At 63.5% G+C, this 15971-nt stretch carries 22 protein-coding genes; all 22 read left to right on the forward strand.

Annotated elements, in window-relative coordinates; genetic code table 11:
- The first annotated feature begins 1 nt into the window (after position 1).
- The 22 genes from ACJ7VY_RS06895 (at position 2) to ACJ7VY_RS07000 (ending at position 15876) form a co-directional block, all read left to right on the forward strand.
- Entirely contained in the window at positions 2-379 is a 378-nt protein-coding gene (locus tag ACJ7VY_RS06895; protein ID WP_409476635.1) for a head decoration protein, read from the forward strand.
- A gap of 74 nt (positions 380-453) precedes the next feature.
- Positions 454-1476 carry a major capsid protein gene (locus ACJ7VY_RS06900; RefSeq protein ID WP_409476636.1) on the forward strand — a complete coding sequence of 341 codons (1023 nt, stop codon included), beginning with the start codon at positions 454-456 and terminating at the stop codon, positions 1474-1476.
- Positions 1476-1754, forward strand: coding sequence for a hypothetical protein (locus tag ACJ7VY_RS06905; RefSeq protein ID WP_409476637.1), 279 nt, complete (start codon positions 1476-1478; stop codon positions 1752-1754). The genes ACJ7VY_RS06900 and ACJ7VY_RS06905 overlap by 1 nt, the downstream gene beginning before the upstream one ends.
- A 10-nt stretch (positions 1755-1764) precedes the next feature.
- Positions 1765-2190 carry a hypothetical protein gene (locus ACJ7VY_RS06910; protein WP_409476638.1) on the forward strand — a complete coding sequence of 142 codons (426 nt, stop codon included), beginning with the start codon at positions 1765-1767 and terminating at the stop codon, positions 2188-2190.
- Positions 2191-2194: 4 nt separating this feature from the next.
- A complete protein-coding gene (locus ACJ7VY_RS06915; protein ID WP_409476639.1) occupies positions 2195-2386 on the forward strand; it encodes a hypothetical protein in 192 nt (63 codons plus the stop codon).
- Positions 2387-2388: 2 nt separating this feature from the next.
- Positions 2389-3141, forward strand: a complete 753-nt coding sequence (locus ACJ7VY_RS06920; RefSeq protein WP_409476640.1) for a hypothetical protein — start codon at positions 2389-2391, stop codon at positions 3139-3141.
- The gene (locus tag ACJ7VY_RS06925) at positions 3141-3542 is read left to right on the forward strand and encodes a hypothetical protein (RefSeq protein WP_409476641.1); all 402 of its coding nucleotides are present in this window, start codon (positions 3141-3143) and stop codon (positions 3540-3542) included. The genes ACJ7VY_RS06920 and ACJ7VY_RS06925 overlap by 1 nt, the downstream gene beginning before the upstream one ends.
- A gap of 29 nt (positions 3543-3571) precedes the next feature.
- Entirely contained in the window at positions 3572-3727 is a 156-nt protein-coding gene (locus tag ACJ7VY_RS06930) for a hypothetical protein (RefSeq protein ID WP_009521710.1), read from the forward strand.
- 3 nt (positions 3728-3730) lie between these two features.
- A complete protein-coding gene (locus ACJ7VY_RS06935) occupies positions 3731-4372 on the forward strand; it encodes a DUF6441 family protein (RefSeq protein ID WP_197579690.1) in 642 nt (213 codons plus the stop codon).
- Positions 4372-7077: a phage tail protein gene (locus tag ACJ7VY_RS06940; protein ID WP_409476642.1), complete on the forward strand. Its 2706-nt coding sequence runs from the start codon at positions 4372-4374 to the stop codon at positions 7075-7077. Before ACJ7VY_RS06935 ends, ACJ7VY_RS06940 begins: the two co-directional genes overlap by 1 nt.
- 19 nt (positions 7078-7096) lie before the next feature.
- Positions 7097-8155, forward strand: coding sequence for a hypothetical protein (locus tag ACJ7VY_RS06945; protein WP_409476643.1), 1059 nt, complete (start codon positions 7097-7099; stop codon positions 8153-8155).
- Complete coding sequence (locus ACJ7VY_RS06950; RefSeq protein WP_409476644.1) at positions 8152-9723, forward strand: hypothetical protein; 1572 nt, start codon at positions 8152-8154, stop codon at positions 9721-9723. The genes ACJ7VY_RS06945 and ACJ7VY_RS06950 overlap by 4 nt, the downstream gene beginning before the upstream one ends.
- Positions 9724-9728: 5 nt before the next feature.
- Positions 9729-10517, forward strand: coding sequence for a DUF2163 domain-containing protein (locus ACJ7VY_RS06955; RefSeq protein WP_409476645.1), 789 nt, complete (start codon positions 9729-9731; stop codon positions 10515-10517).
- Positions 10518-10535: 18 nt separating this feature from the next.
- The gene (locus tag ACJ7VY_RS06960; protein WP_009521704.1) at positions 10536-10763 is read left to right on the forward strand and encodes a hypothetical protein; all 228 of its coding nucleotides are present in this window, start codon (positions 10536-10538) and stop codon (positions 10761-10763) included.
- The gene (locus ACJ7VY_RS06965) at positions 10760-10975 is read left to right on the forward strand and encodes a hypothetical protein (RefSeq protein ID WP_172622980.1); all 216 of its coding nucleotides are present in this window, start codon (positions 10760-10762) and stop codon (positions 10973-10975) included. The genes ACJ7VY_RS06960 and ACJ7VY_RS06965 overlap by 4 nt, the downstream gene beginning before the upstream one ends.
- Positions 10975-13248 (forward strand): phage tail protein, encoded by a 2274-nt coding sequence (locus tag ACJ7VY_RS06970; protein ID WP_409476646.1) that lies wholly within the window; start codon positions 10975-10977, stop codon positions 13246-13248. The genes ACJ7VY_RS06965 and ACJ7VY_RS06970 overlap by 1 nt, the downstream gene beginning before the upstream one ends.
- Positions 13248-13844, forward strand: coding sequence for a hypothetical protein (locus tag ACJ7VY_RS06975; RefSeq protein WP_409476647.1), 597 nt, complete (start codon positions 13248-13250; stop codon positions 13842-13844). The genes ACJ7VY_RS06970 and ACJ7VY_RS06975 overlap by 1 nt, the downstream gene beginning before the upstream one ends.
- 3 nt (positions 13845-13847) lie before the next feature.
- Complete coding sequence (locus ACJ7VY_RS06980; RefSeq protein WP_409476648.1) at positions 13848-14198, forward strand: DUF2793 domain-containing protein; 351 nt, start codon at positions 13848-13850, stop codon at positions 14196-14198.
- A gap of 65 nt (positions 14199-14263) precedes the next feature.
- Positions 14264-14569, forward strand: coding sequence for a DUF6127 family protein (locus ACJ7VY_RS06985; RefSeq protein ID WP_020200523.1), 306 nt, complete (start codon positions 14264-14266; stop codon positions 14567-14569).
- Entirely contained in the window at positions 14566-15042 is a 477-nt protein-coding gene (locus ACJ7VY_RS06990; RefSeq protein WP_409476649.1) for a hypothetical protein, read from the forward strand. Before ACJ7VY_RS06985 ends, ACJ7VY_RS06990 begins: the two co-directional genes overlap by 4 nt.
- Positions 15039-15509, forward strand: a complete 471-nt coding sequence (locus tag ACJ7VY_RS06995; RefSeq protein ID WP_409476650.1) for a lysozyme — start codon at positions 15039-15041, stop codon at positions 15507-15509. The genes ACJ7VY_RS06990 and ACJ7VY_RS06995 overlap by 4 nt, the downstream gene beginning before the upstream one ends.
- A 130-nt stretch (positions 15510-15639) precedes the next feature.
- Positions 15640-15876 carry a hypothetical protein gene (locus tag ACJ7VY_RS07000; RefSeq protein ID WP_409476651.1) on the forward strand — a complete coding sequence of 79 codons (237 nt, stop codon included), beginning with the start codon at positions 15640-15642 and terminating at the stop codon, positions 15874-15876.
- The last annotated feature ends 95 nt before the right edge of the window (positions 15877-15971 follow it).

The raw sequence follows: 15971 nt of genomic DNA on the forward strand, positions 1-15971 counted from the left end.
CATGCCCACTGTCTCTCAACCCAAGAATCTCGGCGACCTGTTGAAGTACGAAGCGCCGAATCTCTACTCGCGTGACCAGGACACCGTTGCGGCCGCGCAGAACCTGTCGCTGGGTACCGTGGTGGGCCGCGAAACGGCTACCGCCAAGCTCAAGGCCCTTGACCCGAGCGCCTCGGACGGCACGGAAACCGCCGTTGGCGTGCTCGGAAATGACGTCGATGCGACGCTGATTGACCGTGAGGACGCGATCCTGATCGCCCGCCACGCCATCGTCGCGCGCGGCGCATTGATCTGGCCGACCGGCATCAGCACTGCGCACAAAGTGGCTGCCATCAAGCAACTCGCGGAACGTGGAGTCCTGGCCCGCGATAGCGCCTGACCCACTTCCAACGCTCCGTTTCACTCCCCCCAAAACCCGCCGCTGGCGGGTTTCGTCATTTCTGGAGATCCCAAATGCAGAACCCTTTTGAAAACCCCGGTTTCTCGATGGCAAGCCTGACGGCCGCCATCAACCTCCTGCCCAACCGCTATGGGCGGCTGGAGCAACTCAACCTGTTCCCGGCCAAGCCGGTGCGCACCCGGCAGATCCTCGTTGAGGAGTACGCCGGTCGTCTGAACCTGCTGCCCACCCGCGCGCCCGGTTCGCCCGGCACAGTGGGAGAACGTGGCAAGCGCAACCTGCGCTCCTTCGTGATCCCGCACATCCCCCACGACGACGTGGTGCTGCCCGAGGAAGTGCAAGGACTGCGCGCCTTCGGTTCCGAAACCGAAATGGAAGCCATCGGCGGTGTCATGGCCCGCCATCTGGAGACCATGCGCAACAAGCACGCGATCACTCTGGAGCATCTGCGCATGGGTGCGCTCAAAGGCAAGATCCTCGACGCTGATGGCAGTGAGCTCGTCGATCTGTTCGACGAGTTCGACATCACTGCGCAATCGGTGTCCTTCGAGTTTTCGACGGCGGCCGACAACGGGCAAATCAAGACTGCCTGCCTCGAGTTGCTGGGCCTCATGGAAGATGGGCTCACTGGCGAGTTCTCGACCGGCGTGCATGTGCTGTGCTCGACCGAGTTCTTCCGGGCACTGACCACCCACAAGGAGGTCAAGACCGCCTACCAGAACTGGCAGCAGGGCGCAGTGCTGATCAACGACATGCGCTCGGGCTTTAGCTACAGCGGCATCACCTTCGAGGAATACCGTGGCCAGGCTTCCTTTGTGCAGGCCGACGGCACGCTGGGGTCGCGCCGCTTCATTGCCGCAGGGGAAGCCCATGCCTTCCCGGTCGGCACGGTGGATACCTTCGCGACCTACTTCGCGCCAGCGGACTTCAACGAGACCGTGAACACCATCGGCCAGCCGCTGTATGCCAAGCAGGAGCCACGCAAGTTCGACCGGGGCACCGATCTGCACACGCAGAGCAACCCGCTGCCGATGTGCCATCGCCCTGGCGTGCTGATCAAGCTCGTTGCTGCCTGATGGATGTCGCGACGTTGTACGAGGCAGCCCGCAGTTCAGGACTGCTGACCGCCGTCACGGTGGCGGGCACCACAGTCCACTGCGCCTTCCGTGCTCCGGACGAAACCGTGCTGGATGGTTTTGCGCTGTCGCGGGACTACCAGATCGACTACCCGGCGTCCTGGCTGACGCTGGCTGCCGGGGACACGGTCGAGGTGGCAGGCAACACCTATCAGGTGCGCGACGTGCGCGCCATCGGCGACGGCTCCGAGCGTCGCGCCTCGCTCTCCCAACTCTGAGGAACTCCCCATGAACTCCGTCCGCGAGCGCGTCTTGCGGGAGATCGTCACGCGCCTGGCATCTGCGATTGCCCCGACACCGGTGCTACGCATGCCTGCCGTACCGGTCACCCGCGAGGCCAGTCCAGCGCTGCTGCTGTTCGTCGATGGCGACAGCATCACCGCCCACGCCAACCACCTGGTCGACCGGCTGCTGATCGTCCGGCTTTCCGTGGTGGCACGCGGTGCGGATGCCTTCGACGTCGCCGACCAGGCGCTGGTCGCGGCCCACGCGGCAATGCTCGCCGAACCGAATCTGGGCGGTCTGGCCATCGCCGTGCGCGAGATCGACTGCGAATGGGAGTTCGACGACGCCGACGCCGGGGCCGTCGCGCTGCCCGCCCGTTACGAGATCCGTTACCGCACCCACGCTATCGACCTCACCCAAACAGGATGAACCCATGCAAATCGAACTGATTAAACCCCACACCCACGCAGGCAAGCGCCTCGCCGTGGGCGATCGCATTGACCTGAATGACGCCAGTGCCCGTTGGCTGATCGCACAAGGCACGGCCAAAGCGGCCACCCCCGCCACTGATTCCAAACCCGCCCGCCGTGATGCCACGTCCGGCACCACCACCCAAGGAGACTGACCATGGCTTACTTTTCCGGACAAGGCCGCGTCTACATCGGCGCACGTGATGAACTCGGCAACCCTGCTGGGCTGACCTTCGTTGGCAACGTGCCCGAGCTGAAGGTGTCGCTGTCGGTAGACACCATCGAGCACCAGGAAGCACAGTCGGGTCAGCGCTTGACCGACCTGCAACTCATTAAGACCAAGAAAGGCGAGTTCGCCTGCACGTTGGAAGAGCTGATCGCCACCAACTTGGCGCTCGCGCTCTATGGCACCACGACCACGATCACCCCCGGTACGGTGACTGGCGAACTACTGCCCAACCCGGTCACGCCGGGCAGTCTGTATCCGTTGGCCATGCAAAACGTGTCCGCCGTGCAGATCCAAGACTCGGATGCCACGCCCAAGACGCTCCCGGCCAGCCAGTACAGCGTCAATGCCAAGCACGGTTCACTGGTGGTGCTCGATGCCACGTCGGGCGGCCCGTACACCGAGCCGTTCACCGTCGATTACGCCTATGGCGCGGCGCAGAGCACAGCGATGTTCACCCAGCCCTTGCCCGAGCGCTGGATTCGCTTTGAGGGGCTCAACACCGCCGACGGCAACCGCGAGGTGGTGATCGACCTCTACCGCGTGGCCATCAACCCGGCGAAGGAACTCTCGATCATCACGGACGAACTGCTGAAGTTTGAGCTGTCGGGCCAGGTACTGGCGGATCTGACCAAGCCAGCCGGTGGTGATCTCGGTCAGTTCGGACGTCTGGTGCTGCTGTGATGGACGGCTTCAAGACCTTCCCCCCTGAGCCTGTGGTCGTGACGCTGTCCGGTACCGCGCTGGAACTGACGCCGATCCGGCTGGGTGAGTTGCCACGGCTGCTGGCCGTGGTGCGCCCGCTGGCCGAGGAAATCACCAGTGATCCGGACTGGATGGCGCTGCTGGGACGGCACGGCGATGCCGTGTTGGATTTGCTGGCGATCACCACCCGGCGTGAACGCGCGTGGATCAACGACCTGTCGCTGGAGGACGCCGTACAACTGGCCGCCGCCGTGTTCGAGGTGAACGCGGATTTTTTCGTGGCGCACGTCGTCCCGGCGATTCAGGGCGTGGCCCAGCGACTCGCGCCGACGTTGCGCTCACTGACGATCTCAGCTGGGACAGTGCGGTCGCCCGCCTGATCCGCGCCGGGCACCGGCTTGGCGACGTGATGGCCTACACGCTCACTCAGGCGCAAGCCTTTCTGGATGCCGACGGACAGATTGAACGGCAGCAACTTGCCCAGCTGCTCGGCATTCATGCGGTGGCAGCCCAGGGCGAGAAGCGTGGCATCGAACAACTGCAACGCGATCTGCTCAAGGACTGACCCATGCGTCTCTCGCTCACCACCACCGGCTTGCTGGACCCGCGCCAGTTGGCGGCGTGGAGCACCGAGCGGCGTCGCGCCATCCACACCGCTGTCGCCAAGGGCATGCAATCGGGCGGGCGTGAAGTGCGTGATGCGGCGCGATCCGAGATGCGCAGTGCCTTCACCGTCAAGCGCAACAGTTTCATCTCCTCGATGGGCGTGAAGGTGTTCGACAAGAAGCCAGAGCAGCTGCCCGCCTTGCTGGTGGGCAGCAAGATACCTTGGCTCGGTCTGCATGAAAAAGGCGGCACGGTGAGCGGCAACCTGCTGATCCCGCTGCTGCCCGGTCGCATCGGCCCCAAACGCTTCAAGGCGGTCATCGACGGCCTGATGCGTTCGGGCAATGCCTTCTTCATCGAGAAGAACGGTCGCGTGCTGCTGATGGCCGAGAACATCAAAGAGAACGCCGGGCAGCTGGGCCGCTTCAAGCGTGCCGAGCGCGGTCGTACTGGTGCGAAACAGATCAAGCGCGGTCAGGAGATTCCCATCGCCGTACTGGTCAAGCGCGTCGATCTCAAGCGGCGGCTGAATCTGGCGGGTGGGGTGCAGCGTGCTTTGCCAGCCTTGGCGCGGGCGATTCAACAAGAACTGGACAAAGTCTGATGGCAAGCAATCGTGCCCAAATCTTGATCAGTGCCGTCGACCAGACCAAGACCGCCTTCGACTCGATCAAGCGGGGTCTGGGTGGCCTCACAGATACGGCCAAGAGCGTCAATGGCGTGCTGGCCAACCTCGGCGTGGCAGTTTCGGTGGCGGGACTGGCCGCGATGGTGAAATCGGCCATCGACACTGGCGACGCGCTGGACGAGATGTCGCAGCGTGTCGGTGTCAGCGTCGAGACCCTGTCGGTGTGGAAACCGGCAGCCGAGCAGTCCGGTGTTTCGGGCGAATCGTTCGAGAAGGGTCTGCGCAAGCTCTCCACCACGATGCTGGAAGCTGCGACCGGATCGGAAGATGCCGCTCGCGGATTCTCCGCCGTCGGTGTCGAGTTCAAGAGCCAGGACGGCACCCTGCGTGCCACCGATCAGGTACTGCTCGATCTGGCCGAACGCTTCAAAGCCATGCCCGACGGCGCGAAAAAAACCGCGCTGGCAGTGCAACTGTTCGGCAAGTCGGGAGCCGAGCTGATCCCGTTCCTGAATCAGGGGCGCGACGGCATCAACGAGTTGGCTGCCGAGATGCAGGCGCTCGGCGTGCAGATGAGCAGCGAAACGGCGGCGCAGGCGGGCAACTTCAACGATGCCCTCGACAAGCTGAAACTGGCCACCACCAGCATCGGCAACCAGATCATCGCGTCCTTGCTGCCCGCCCTGAACGATATGGCCGGTGGCATGGTCGAGTCGGCCAAGCAAGGCGGCACACTGCGCGCGATCCTGGATGGCGTGGTGCTAGTGCTCAAGACCTTGGCACTGGGTGCCGCCACCGTTGGCAAGGCCTTCGTCGCTTTGGGCGAGGCCATTGGTGCCGGTGTGGCGGCGGCGGTCGAAGCCCTCAAAGGCAATACCGATGGGGCCAAGGCCATCATTGCCGACCTCAAGGGCAATCTGGTCAAACGGCTGGATGAACTGGCATCCTTTCGTGACAGCCTGTTCGACCCCAAGCCCATCGAGGTCAAGGCACCCAAGATCCAGGCCGATCCGGAACTGCTTCAGCGCCTGACCAAGCCCAAAGCCGTCAAGCCAGCGCAGGACACGACCGGCGCGCAGACCACGCTGATGAAAGCGCAGCTGGACGCCGAGTTCGCGCTGCTCAAGGACGGTCTGAACCGGCAACAAACTGCGCTGGATGCTGCGCTCGAAGACCGTCTGGTATCGGTGCGCGATTACTACACGCAGAAAACTGCCCTAGAGCAGCGCGAGGTCGATGCCGAGATTGCCCGCAAGCAGCAGGAGCTGGCCCGCAGTCAGCAAGTCGCCGCCACGGGCAAATCGGAAAACGACCGACTGAAAGCCAAGGCCGAGGTCGCCAAGGCGGAAGCCGACCTGATCACGCTCAACAACCGGCGCACGGACATCGAGCAGGCCAATGCGCGCAAGGCAGCGCAAGCCGAGCGTGAGCTGGCCGATGCCTTGGCGCAGGCGCGTGAGGAACTGGCCCAGATCACCGGCACCGCCACGGATGCCGACCGGCAAGCAGCCATTGAGCGCAGCTACCGCGATCTACGGGCGCGACTGGCGGCAGAAAGCGATGCCGACGGCGTGTCGCTCGTTGATCGGCTGATCAATGTGAAGACTGCACAGGCCAATCTGGCTGCGCTTGAAGCTCAGTGGCGACAAGTCACTGAGCGTCTGCGTAATGCGCAGGAGGCCATTCAGACCCAGCAGCAGGCTGGGCTGCTAACCGAAGCGCAGGCGCGTCAGCAGATCGTGGCCTTGCAACAGCAATCAGCCACCGAGATGGAGCGCCTGTTGCCGACCATGCAGCAAGCTGCGCAGGCCATCGGGCCGGATGCGGTGATTCGCGTGCAAGCGTGGCGCAACGAGCTGGATCGCACCAAGCTCACCGTCGATGAAATGGCCCCGCTGTGGAATCGCATCGGCGAGAGCTTTGGTGGTGCGCTCAACGGGATGATCACCGGCGCGCAGACCTGGCGCAGTGCCTTGGCGAGCATCTTTCAGCAGGTGGCCGATGCCTTCCTGCAGCAGATCGTGATCCAGCCGTTTCAGCAGTGGATCGCCATGCAGGCTCGGATGCTGGCGCTCAAGCTCGGTTTCATCCAGCAGGAGCAGACCGTCGATGCGGCGGCCAGCGCCGCCAAGGTCGCCCAAAAGACCACCGAAACCACCGCCGTGGTGTCGATGGATGCGGCCAAGGCGGGAGCTGGGGCGGCGGCGTCGCAGGCTTCCATTCCCTACGTTGGCCCGGCACTCGCGGTGGCCGCGATGGTAGCCATGGTCGCCGCTGTGATGGCGCTCTTGGGTGGAATCAAGAAGTTCGCGGGAGGCGGCCTTGTCTCCGGGCCGGGCAGCGCCACCTCGGATTCGATCCCGGCGCGTCTGTCCGCAGGCGAGTACGTGGTGCGGGCGGCCGCCGTGCGCCAAGTCGGCGTGGCCTTCCTCGACTCGCTCAACGGCTTGTCGGCCGGCCCACGTTTCAAGGGTGGCGAACTGGCCTTCGCAGCGGGCGGTCTGGTACCGGAGGTGAAAGTGCCGCCCGCGCAGCCGCAGGTTAGTCAGGCAGTACGCATCGTCAATGCGGTCGATCCGGGAGTCACCCACGACCATCTGCAGTCGCCTGCCGGAGAAAAAGTCATCGTCAACATCATCGGGCGCAATGCACGGGCCATCCGTGCGGCGCTGCAAGGCTGAATTTTCAGGGGAAAGTCCAATGGCACTACTGTTCATCGACGGCTTCGATCACTACGACCCGCAGGCCGTGGACAGCTTTGGCGATCCGTGGCTGGCACGCGGCAAGGCGGCGTATCTGTCACCGCAGGCCACGCGCATCAATGGTCGCCGTCCATCTTCTTATGCCCTGCGTCTGCCAGAGGGTTCGGGCGGCGGTTACGTCAAGAACCTTGATGCCACCAAGACCAGTCTGATCGTCGGTGCGGCGATTCGCGTGGTGTCGTACCAGAACACCTACACCGAACCTTTGCTGCTTGGCGTGCGCGATGCCAATTCGCAGGTCGCACACCTCGTCAAGATCGGCGAGGACGGTCGGCTCAAGCTCTATCGCTGGCAGTATGGCTATGACCAGCTGATCTCTGTGTCGGTGGCGAGCGCTCCCGCACGCGGTTGGCACTACATCGAACTGCAGGTCACGCAAGGCACCAGCAACGGTGTGCTGTCGGTGCGCATCAACGGCATCCTGGCCATCCAGATGACGGCGCAGAACACCACTCAGGGCGGCGGCCAGTTGCTCACGGCATTCGTAGGTGCGGTTCCGGGCCAGTCGTGCCCGCTGACCATCGACGTCGACGACTTCTACATCGCTGACACCACCGGCACGATCAACAACGCCTTCTTGGGCGATGTGCGCGTCGATGCTCTGCAAGCGCAGGCCGATGGCAGCCTGAACCAGTGGACTCCCAGTCCGGTCGGCACTGCTGCCTGGGAAGCCGTCAGCGACGAGGATGAAGCCACAGCGATCAGTGCGCCCAACGTGGGGCTGCGCCAGTCCTTCGATGTCGAGCCGCTGCCGGTAATGGCCACGCCCGCCATCTACGGTGTGCAACTGACCATGCTGGCGCGCAAGACCGACGCGGGGCTGGGCAAGGTCAAAGGACTCGTGGTCAGTGGCGCGCAGAGCGCCGTCAGCACCGACATCGTCCTGCAGGAGCAACTGGCGTGGCAGAGCACGCTGTTCGAGCGCAATCCGAACGGCAACGTGCAGTGGACGGAGGCCGCCTTCAATGCCGCTGAGTTCGGCCTGGAGTCGGCATGACGGAGCGTGTCGTCGTTCAAGACATTGCGGAGGTTTCTAGCAAGCCGAGGCCGGGGAGCGAACTGCCCGCCTTCCAGGGTGAAGTGCTCTCGCGCGCCACCTTCGGGGCGAGCGCAGCCAGCTTCACGCCGGAAACAGCTGTCGCTCCGCTGCCGCCCAATCTGACGGCCAGCCTGCTGGCGGAATCCTTGGCGGGCCCCTGGCCACCCATCGATGCGCCGATCTTTCTGGTCGAAGTGTTGCGCCGGGATACGGCCTCAAGCGCCATCGTCGCCACCGGTATGGATGCCTTCGGCGACCAGCCTTGGCCGGATGCGCAACGCGGCGTGTTTGCCTTCCGTCATGATTGGATGGAGCCCCTTGTGGAACGGCTGGAGTGGCAGACCAGCGTCACACGGCTGGCCAGTGGCAACGAATCCCGTCAGGCACGCCGACGCGTTCCTCGGCGCTGGCTCACCTACAAGGTGGGCAACGCCCGGCAGACCGATGCCCTGGTGGCCGACTGGCTGGCCGATCATCTTGGTCAAATGGCTCTGTGGCCGCTGCCGCAGTACGCGGTTCACCTGACCGAGTCCTGCGAACGTGGCGCACTGGCACTCAATGTGACCGAAGCTGATGGGCGACAGTTCGGGCCACTCTCGGCCAATGTGCATCTGACCTACGACGGAGTGCAGGGCTGGCAGGAGACAGAGAGCAATGGCCGTTGGGTGCTGATCATCGCCGCCGATGGATGGCAGATCGCCCAACTCAGCGATGTGGAAAGCGCTCTGCTGTGGCTGATGGAACCGTTGGCACGCGCCGCAGCCGTGGGCAGCACCATCATGCCCTTGGTGTGGGGCAAGGCCATCGATCCGGCGGATCTCACGCAGTGGGTACCTGGCATGGTCGGCGGCAACATCCCCACACAGATCCAACCTGCGCCACTGCCCGACCAGGATGTTCTCGATGACCCATGGCTCGACGAGATCCCGGTCTGGCCAGATGGCAACTGGCGTGACGATCCGACAGCAGCCGCGGCGGCCACGATCACCCGCCAAGACTTCTCGCCTGCAGATCCGTGGGCGCGCCGGGACGATCCGTGGGCGACGACAACTTTGCAGCGGCGCTATCTGGCCAGCTCACTCGATGAAATCGAGATCTGGCGGGCGCGGTTGTGGCGCACCCAAGGCCGTCTGGAGGCCTTCTGGCTGCCCGATGGCTTGGCTCCGATCCTGTGGGTGAACGTCGAAGCCGATCCCGAAAATGGCTTCCTGCGCGTGGATGGCAAAGACATCTCCGCGTTCTGGCATCGCCCCGCCGCCTCCTTGATCGTGCACCCAGACGGCTATCGACAGTACGCCCTGACGGCGACCTGCCATCTGGATCAAGGCGGTGTGCTGGTGCTGCGCTCGGGTCTCGACGACTGGGTGCCCGCAGGCAGCCGCGTCATTCGCCTCGTGCGCTGCCGCCTCGACCACGACGCCATCGATCTGTACTGGCACAGCCCGACGCTGCTGGAGATCACCTTGACCGCGCGCCAGTTGCCCGAACCGCGCGGAAATGACCGTCAAACCTACGAGGGAGAGTAAGCACGATGAGCCAGAACCCATTGCTGGAAGTCGAGCTATACGCCTTCGCCAGCAACAGCGCGCAGTTCTATCTGACGCCGCACGAATTCGACGTTTATCTCGACGGCAATCTTTACAAGAGCCTGGCCTTGGAACGCAACGAACTGGCGCTGGGTGCTGAAGCTGCGAAGGTTGGCTTAGATCTGAAACTGCCGCCGAACTGTGATTTGGTGCGCCACCTGCTCGCCAACTCGCTGACCGGCGACACCACCTCGATCACCCTGCGCATCGGACGGCGCGATACCTGGGGCGACTACTGGTGGATCTCTGGCACGCGCTGGATGGGCCGAGTGTTGGGCGTCGAAGTTGCTGACGATGTGGCTCGCGTTCGCTGCGAGTCGGCGCAAGTCAGTCTCAAGCGCATCGGGTTGCGGCGGCTCTACAGCCGCAAGTGTTCCCATGTGCTGTATTCGGCTGCCTGTGGTGCCTCACCGATTTCTGCCAGCGCCTTTGTGAGCAACAGCAATGGCCGCAACGTCGATCTCGACGGTGGCACGCCCGGCAGCGTCAGTGGTGGCTTGGCCGGTGGCTGGCTGCAAACCCCGGAAGGTGCCCGCCACATGATCCTCAATGACTACGGTGGCGGCGTGGAGTTGCTCTATCCCGTGGCCATTGAAGTCGGCACCGAGGTGCTGCTGACGGTCGGCTGCGACCACAGCACGGCAACGTGCGAGTCGCGCTTCGGCAACCTCGACAACTACGGCGGCTTTCCCGCCATCCCGAGCAAAAACCCGTTCTCGACGGGCGTGTTCTGAATCCCTGGAGAAATCGGCATGTGGTACCTCGTCGTCATCGTAGTGGCGGCGCTGGTTTCGGTCGCGCTCGCGCCGAAACCGCCCGAACCCAAACCGGCGTCCCTGTCTGACGTCGATGCCCCCACCGCAGAAGAAGGCCGACCGATCCCGGTCGTGTTCGGCACCGTGCTGCTGCGCGGCTCCAACGTCGTCTGGTATGGCGATCTCGAAGCCGATCCGATCAAGAAGAAAGGTGGCAAGAAATGACCACTCAGACCGTTATCACCATCGATCACGTGCGCGCCGTGGGCCTGTGCGTGAACGGCACGCGTACGTGGTTTGCGCGTCACGACCTGGATTTCCGCGCTTTCCTGCGTGAAGGCTGTGACGCCGAAACCTTGCTGGCCACCGGCGATGCAATGGCCCAACGTGTGGTCGAGCACGCCCGCAATCAATCCAGCCAGCGGGAGCAAGGCTGATGGGTGGCAGCAGCAAATCGCAAACCGTTGGCTACCGCTACCGGATGGGGCTGCATCTGGCCTTGTGCCAGGGGCCCGTCGATGCCGTGCAGGAAATCCAGATGGGCGACCGTACCGCGTGGGGTGATGCCGACCGCGCGCCGCTGTCCACCGGCCACGGGCTGACCAGCCTGAGCATCAACAAGCCAACCCTGTTTGGCGGCGACGAGCGCGAAGGCGGCGTGGTCGGCACCATCGATGTGCTTTCTGGTCATGCCGGGCAAGGACGTAACGACTATCTGATGAGTCGCCTTGGGCCAGCCATTCCGGCATTCCGAGGCGTGCTGTCCTTGGTGGCGCGCAAGATCCTGTTTGCGGCCAACAACCCTTACATCAAGCCATGGGCGGTACGGGTGCGTCGCTTCACGGCGGGTTGGTTCGATGCGCCGTGGATGGAGTGGAACGCTGAAGTCCGCACCTGGGATGAGGACGAAGGCCGGGAAATCAGCGTCGGCATGAACCCGGCGCACATCCTGGTGCAGTGCCTCACCGATCCGCATTGGGGCATGGGCTATCCGCAGAGCACCATCGGTTGGAGTTTCTGGAACGCAGCGTGGGCCCTGTCGAGCGAGGGCTTCGGCCTAAATCTGATCTGGACGCGCCAGCAGCCCATCGAGAGCTTCATCGGCCAGGTCATCGACCACATTGGCGGCATCCTCTACACCGACCCGGAGCAAGGCACGTTTGAGCTCAAGCTGCTGCGCGACGACTATTGGATCGACAGCCTACCGCAGTTGGGGCCTGACGAAATCGTGCGGCTGGAACGCTTCGAACGTGCCCAGTGGGGCGAGCTACCCAATGAACTGACCGTGGTCTACACCGACTGGCAGACCGGCGGTGATGCTGCCGTTACGGTCGAGAACCTGGCCGCCATCCAGTTGCAAGGCGGCGTGATCAATCAACGCCGCGACTACCCGGGCGTCAACTACGGGCCACTGGCCGCGCGGCTGGCCTTGCGTGACCTGCGTGCCTTGGGTTCACCCTTGGCCCGGATGAGTCTGACGGTGGCACGCGACACGCTGGAGCGTGCGCCGCTGCCGGGGGATGTATTTCTGCTGAACTGGCCGCGCTTGGGTGTGGATCAGATGGTGGTGCGCGTCACCGGCATCGACACCGGCACCTTGGGGGCGGCCGAGTGGCGCATCGAAGCCATGGAAGACGTGTTCGGGATGAGCAACACCGTGCTGTCGCCCCCGCCAACGCACGTCGAGGAGCCGACCATCGAACCTTTGCCGCCTGCCGTGGTGCTGGCCGTCGAGGTGCCGTATTGGGAACTGGCCAGGCGTTTGTCGCGTGCAGATCTGGCCTACCTGACCGATACGGACACCTATCTCGGTGCGCTGGCCGCCGCCGGTGGCAGCGGGCAGTTGAATTGGCAACTGGCTACCGGCGCTTCAGGCGGCGACCTCACTGCCGTGGTGGGCGAAGACTACGCACCACTGCTGACGCTTGATGTGGCCTTGCCTGCCAGCGAGGTCGATGCCATCGGCGTGCCGGTGACTGCCATCAGCCAGCCGGAGAGACTGGCCGAGGGCGACTACGCCTATCTGGTGGATGCCAGTGGGGCGATTGCAGAGGCCGTTGCCGTCCTGGCCTTCGATGCTGCCAACGCGACCATCGATCTCGCACGTGGCGTGCTCGATACCACACCCCAAGCACATGCCTCGGGGACTCGTTTGATCGGTGTCGGCGAATGGCTGGCATCCGAAGGTGCGGAGCGCGCCCCGGGCGAATCGGTGTTCGTGGGCGCGATTCCTCGCACGTCGACCGATCAGGGCGATCCTGTGTTGGCTGCCAATGGGCAGCCGATGGTGCTGGCCGGTCGGCAGGCTTTGCCGTATCCACCCGGTCGTATCCGCCTCAATGGCCAGACCGAGCCTGCCGTGGTGGCCGGTGATCTCACCGTCGCGTGGGCGCATCGCGACCGCACGCAGCAGACCGCCTATCTCGTGCAGCAAGACGAGGGCGACATCGGGTCGGAACTGGGCGTGACCTACACGCTACGCATCCGCAATCGCAATGGCGTGCAGGCGCACACCGAAACGGGACTGCTCGGCACAACCTTTATCTGGACGGCAGCAGTGGCCGCGCTGGATGCCGCTGCGCTGGGTGACCGCATCACGGTGGAGATCAGTGCCGAGCGCGATGGTTTGAGTAGCTGGCAGCCGCAGGTGCGGGTCATGGATCGCGCGGGCTTCGGCCTGCGCTGGGGACAGTATTGGGGAGGTGTGTGATGGAGCCGCGCATCGATGTTCATCTGCTCACCCTGAACGAGCCTGCCGAATGGCGTGAGGCCTGCATCGCCAGCCTCGAGGAAGCACCGATCAGTTTGCACGTTTTGCCCGGCATTCCGGGCCGTATCGGTGAGGCACGCGCGGCAGGCTATGCACAAGGCACGCTGCCGCTGGTGTCCTTTGTCGATCCCGACGATTTGTACGAAACCAGCGCCTTCACACAACTGGCCGACGCGCTGGATGCCTGCCCGCAGGCCGTGATGGCCTACACCGACGAGGCACTGACCGACGAAAACGGCCAGGACATTGCCGTGCGGCGTCTGGCCTACAGCCGTTGGCAGCACGCCAACAGCGCCAGCCACGTTCACGGCCTGATCGTGATGCGGCGCTCCGCCGTGGAAGCCGTACTCAAGGAAACCGCCGACCTCAACAACTTTGCCGACTGGCTACTGACCCTGCTCGTGGCCAAGCGTGGCGGCGTGCTGTACCTGCCCATCGTCGGGCGTCACTGGCGGCAGCACCCGCAGCAAAGTCATCGCACCGGCGACCCGGAAGCAGTCCGGCGCATTCGCCAAGCATCGAATCTCTGGAGATAGACCATGTCATCAACTGACCCGAACCTTGGACTCAACTATGGCTGGACGCTTGGCGAGAGCGGCTGGGACACCGGCATGGACGCCAACCTCAAGCGGCTCGGCGCGGTGGTCGGCCTGTCCGTGAAAGACCGCGACCTGACCACGCCACCGGCCAGTCCCGCCAACGGCGACCGCTACCTCATTCCTGCCGCCGCCACGGGCGTGTGGGCAGGCAAGACCAACCAGCTCGCCGTGCGCATCGCTGATACCTGGGAGTACCACACGCCCAAGATCGGCTGGCTTTGCTACATCGAGGACGAGGCCAAGCTCTCGGCCTACAAGTCCACCGGCTGGAGCGCAGGCATCGCCATCTGATTTCCCATCTTCGTACCCACCAGAAACCCGCCCACGAGGCGGGTTTCGCATTTCTGGAGACCGCAATGACCGAACCCGAACAACAACAGCCTGCTCTCGTCGAGAACATGCTCCTCTTGCGCCGCGAGGACTTTGACGAACTGCTGGACCGCGCCGCTGAACGCGGAGCCGAGCGTGTCCTGACCCACCTTGGCCTGGAAAACGGCCACGCCGCACGCGACATCCGCGAACTACGCGACCTGCTGGAAGCCTGGCGTGATGCCCGACGCACGGCCTGGCAGACCACCGTCAAGGTCATCACCACCGGCATCCTGGCCGCACTGCTCGTTGGCGCAGCCATCAAGTTGAAACTGATGGGAGGCCCGCAATGATCGAGACACTGCTTGGTGGCCTCCTCGGCGGGGCATTCCGTCTCGCACCTGAAATACTCAAATGGCTCGACCGCAAAGGCGAGCGCGGCCATGAACTGGCGATGCAGGACAAGGCGCTGGAGTTCGAGAAGATTCGCGGCGCGCAGCGAATGTCGGAAATTGGCGCGGGTGCCGATGCCGCGTGGAATGTCGGTGCCATCGAAACCTTGCGCGAAGCCGTTCGCACTCAGGGCGAGAAAACCGGGGTTCGCTGGGCCGATGCGTTGTCGATCAGTGTGCGCCCTGTCATCACCTACTGGTTCATGGCTCTGTACTGCGCCGCCAAGACGGCAGCATTTGCGGCAGCGGTGAATGCTGGCGCTGGCTGGGGCACCGCCATACTGCATGCCTGGACGGAGGCCGATCAGGCGCTATGGGCCGGGGTGCTCAACTTCTGGTTCCTCGGGCGCGTGTTTGATCGGGTGCGGCCGTGATCGAGGTACCCCAAGCAGCCATCGAACTGGCCAAGCGCTTTGAGGGATTCGAGCGCAGGGTGAAGCGTGGAATCGAGATCGCGGCCGTTCCCTACATCTGCCCAGCCGGTTTCTGGACGATTGGGTACGGTCATCTCTGCGATCCCAAGCACCCTCCGATCACAGAGGCGGAAGCGGAGGTCTATCTTGCGCGGGATCTGCAGACTGCACTGGTGGCGACGCTGCGCTACTGCCCTGTGCTAGCCACTGAGCCCGAGGGGAGGCTCGCGGCCATCGTGGACTTCACGTTCAACCTCGGCGCGGGGAGGTTGCAGATGTCGACGCTGCGGCGCCGCATAAATCAGCGCGACTGGACTGCCGCAGCGACAGAGCTGCGCCGGTGGGTTTATGGCGGTGGAAGGGTGCTGCCGGGGCTAGTGTTGCGGCGTCAACACGAGGTGCGGTGCTTATTGGAAACCAACAACTAGTGGAACGACAGCCGACGAACGCTCTTCCGAAACTTATGGTCGGCAGTTTGGGCTGCTCAGATTTGTAGCTCGAAAACACAATCAGCATTAAGATCTACGCTGTGCTGCAGCAAGAAAGGCAAAGTAGATCATGGAACAAGACAAAAAATGGCCCAAAGCAGGTGACAGGCTCACCCACAAGTTCAGAAAGAAATCTGGCCAGGTAGTCGCCGAAGTGCTTTCTGTCGACAAGAAGAATGGCTTGATCGAATTGCGCATTGAAGGACAAGTCTACCCATCACTTTCGGCTGCAGCACAAGCTTTATCTGGGTCTGCAACGAATGGGTGGACTTATTGGGGCCTTAAGAAGCAGAACCCAAAAAGATAAATGCACAAGTGACTATTTCGAGATCTAAAAGCTTCAGAACGGAATAGGTTTGCGTCATTTTGTCAGTCAGCTAATGACGCTCAGAAATTATTAAA

The organism is Stenotrophomonas sp. Y-13 (genome assembly GCF_046267925.1).
Taxonomy (GTDB): Bacteria; Pseudomonadota; Gammaproteobacteria; order Xanthomonadales; family Xanthomonadaceae; genus Stenotrophomonas; species Stenotrophomonas acidaminiphila_A.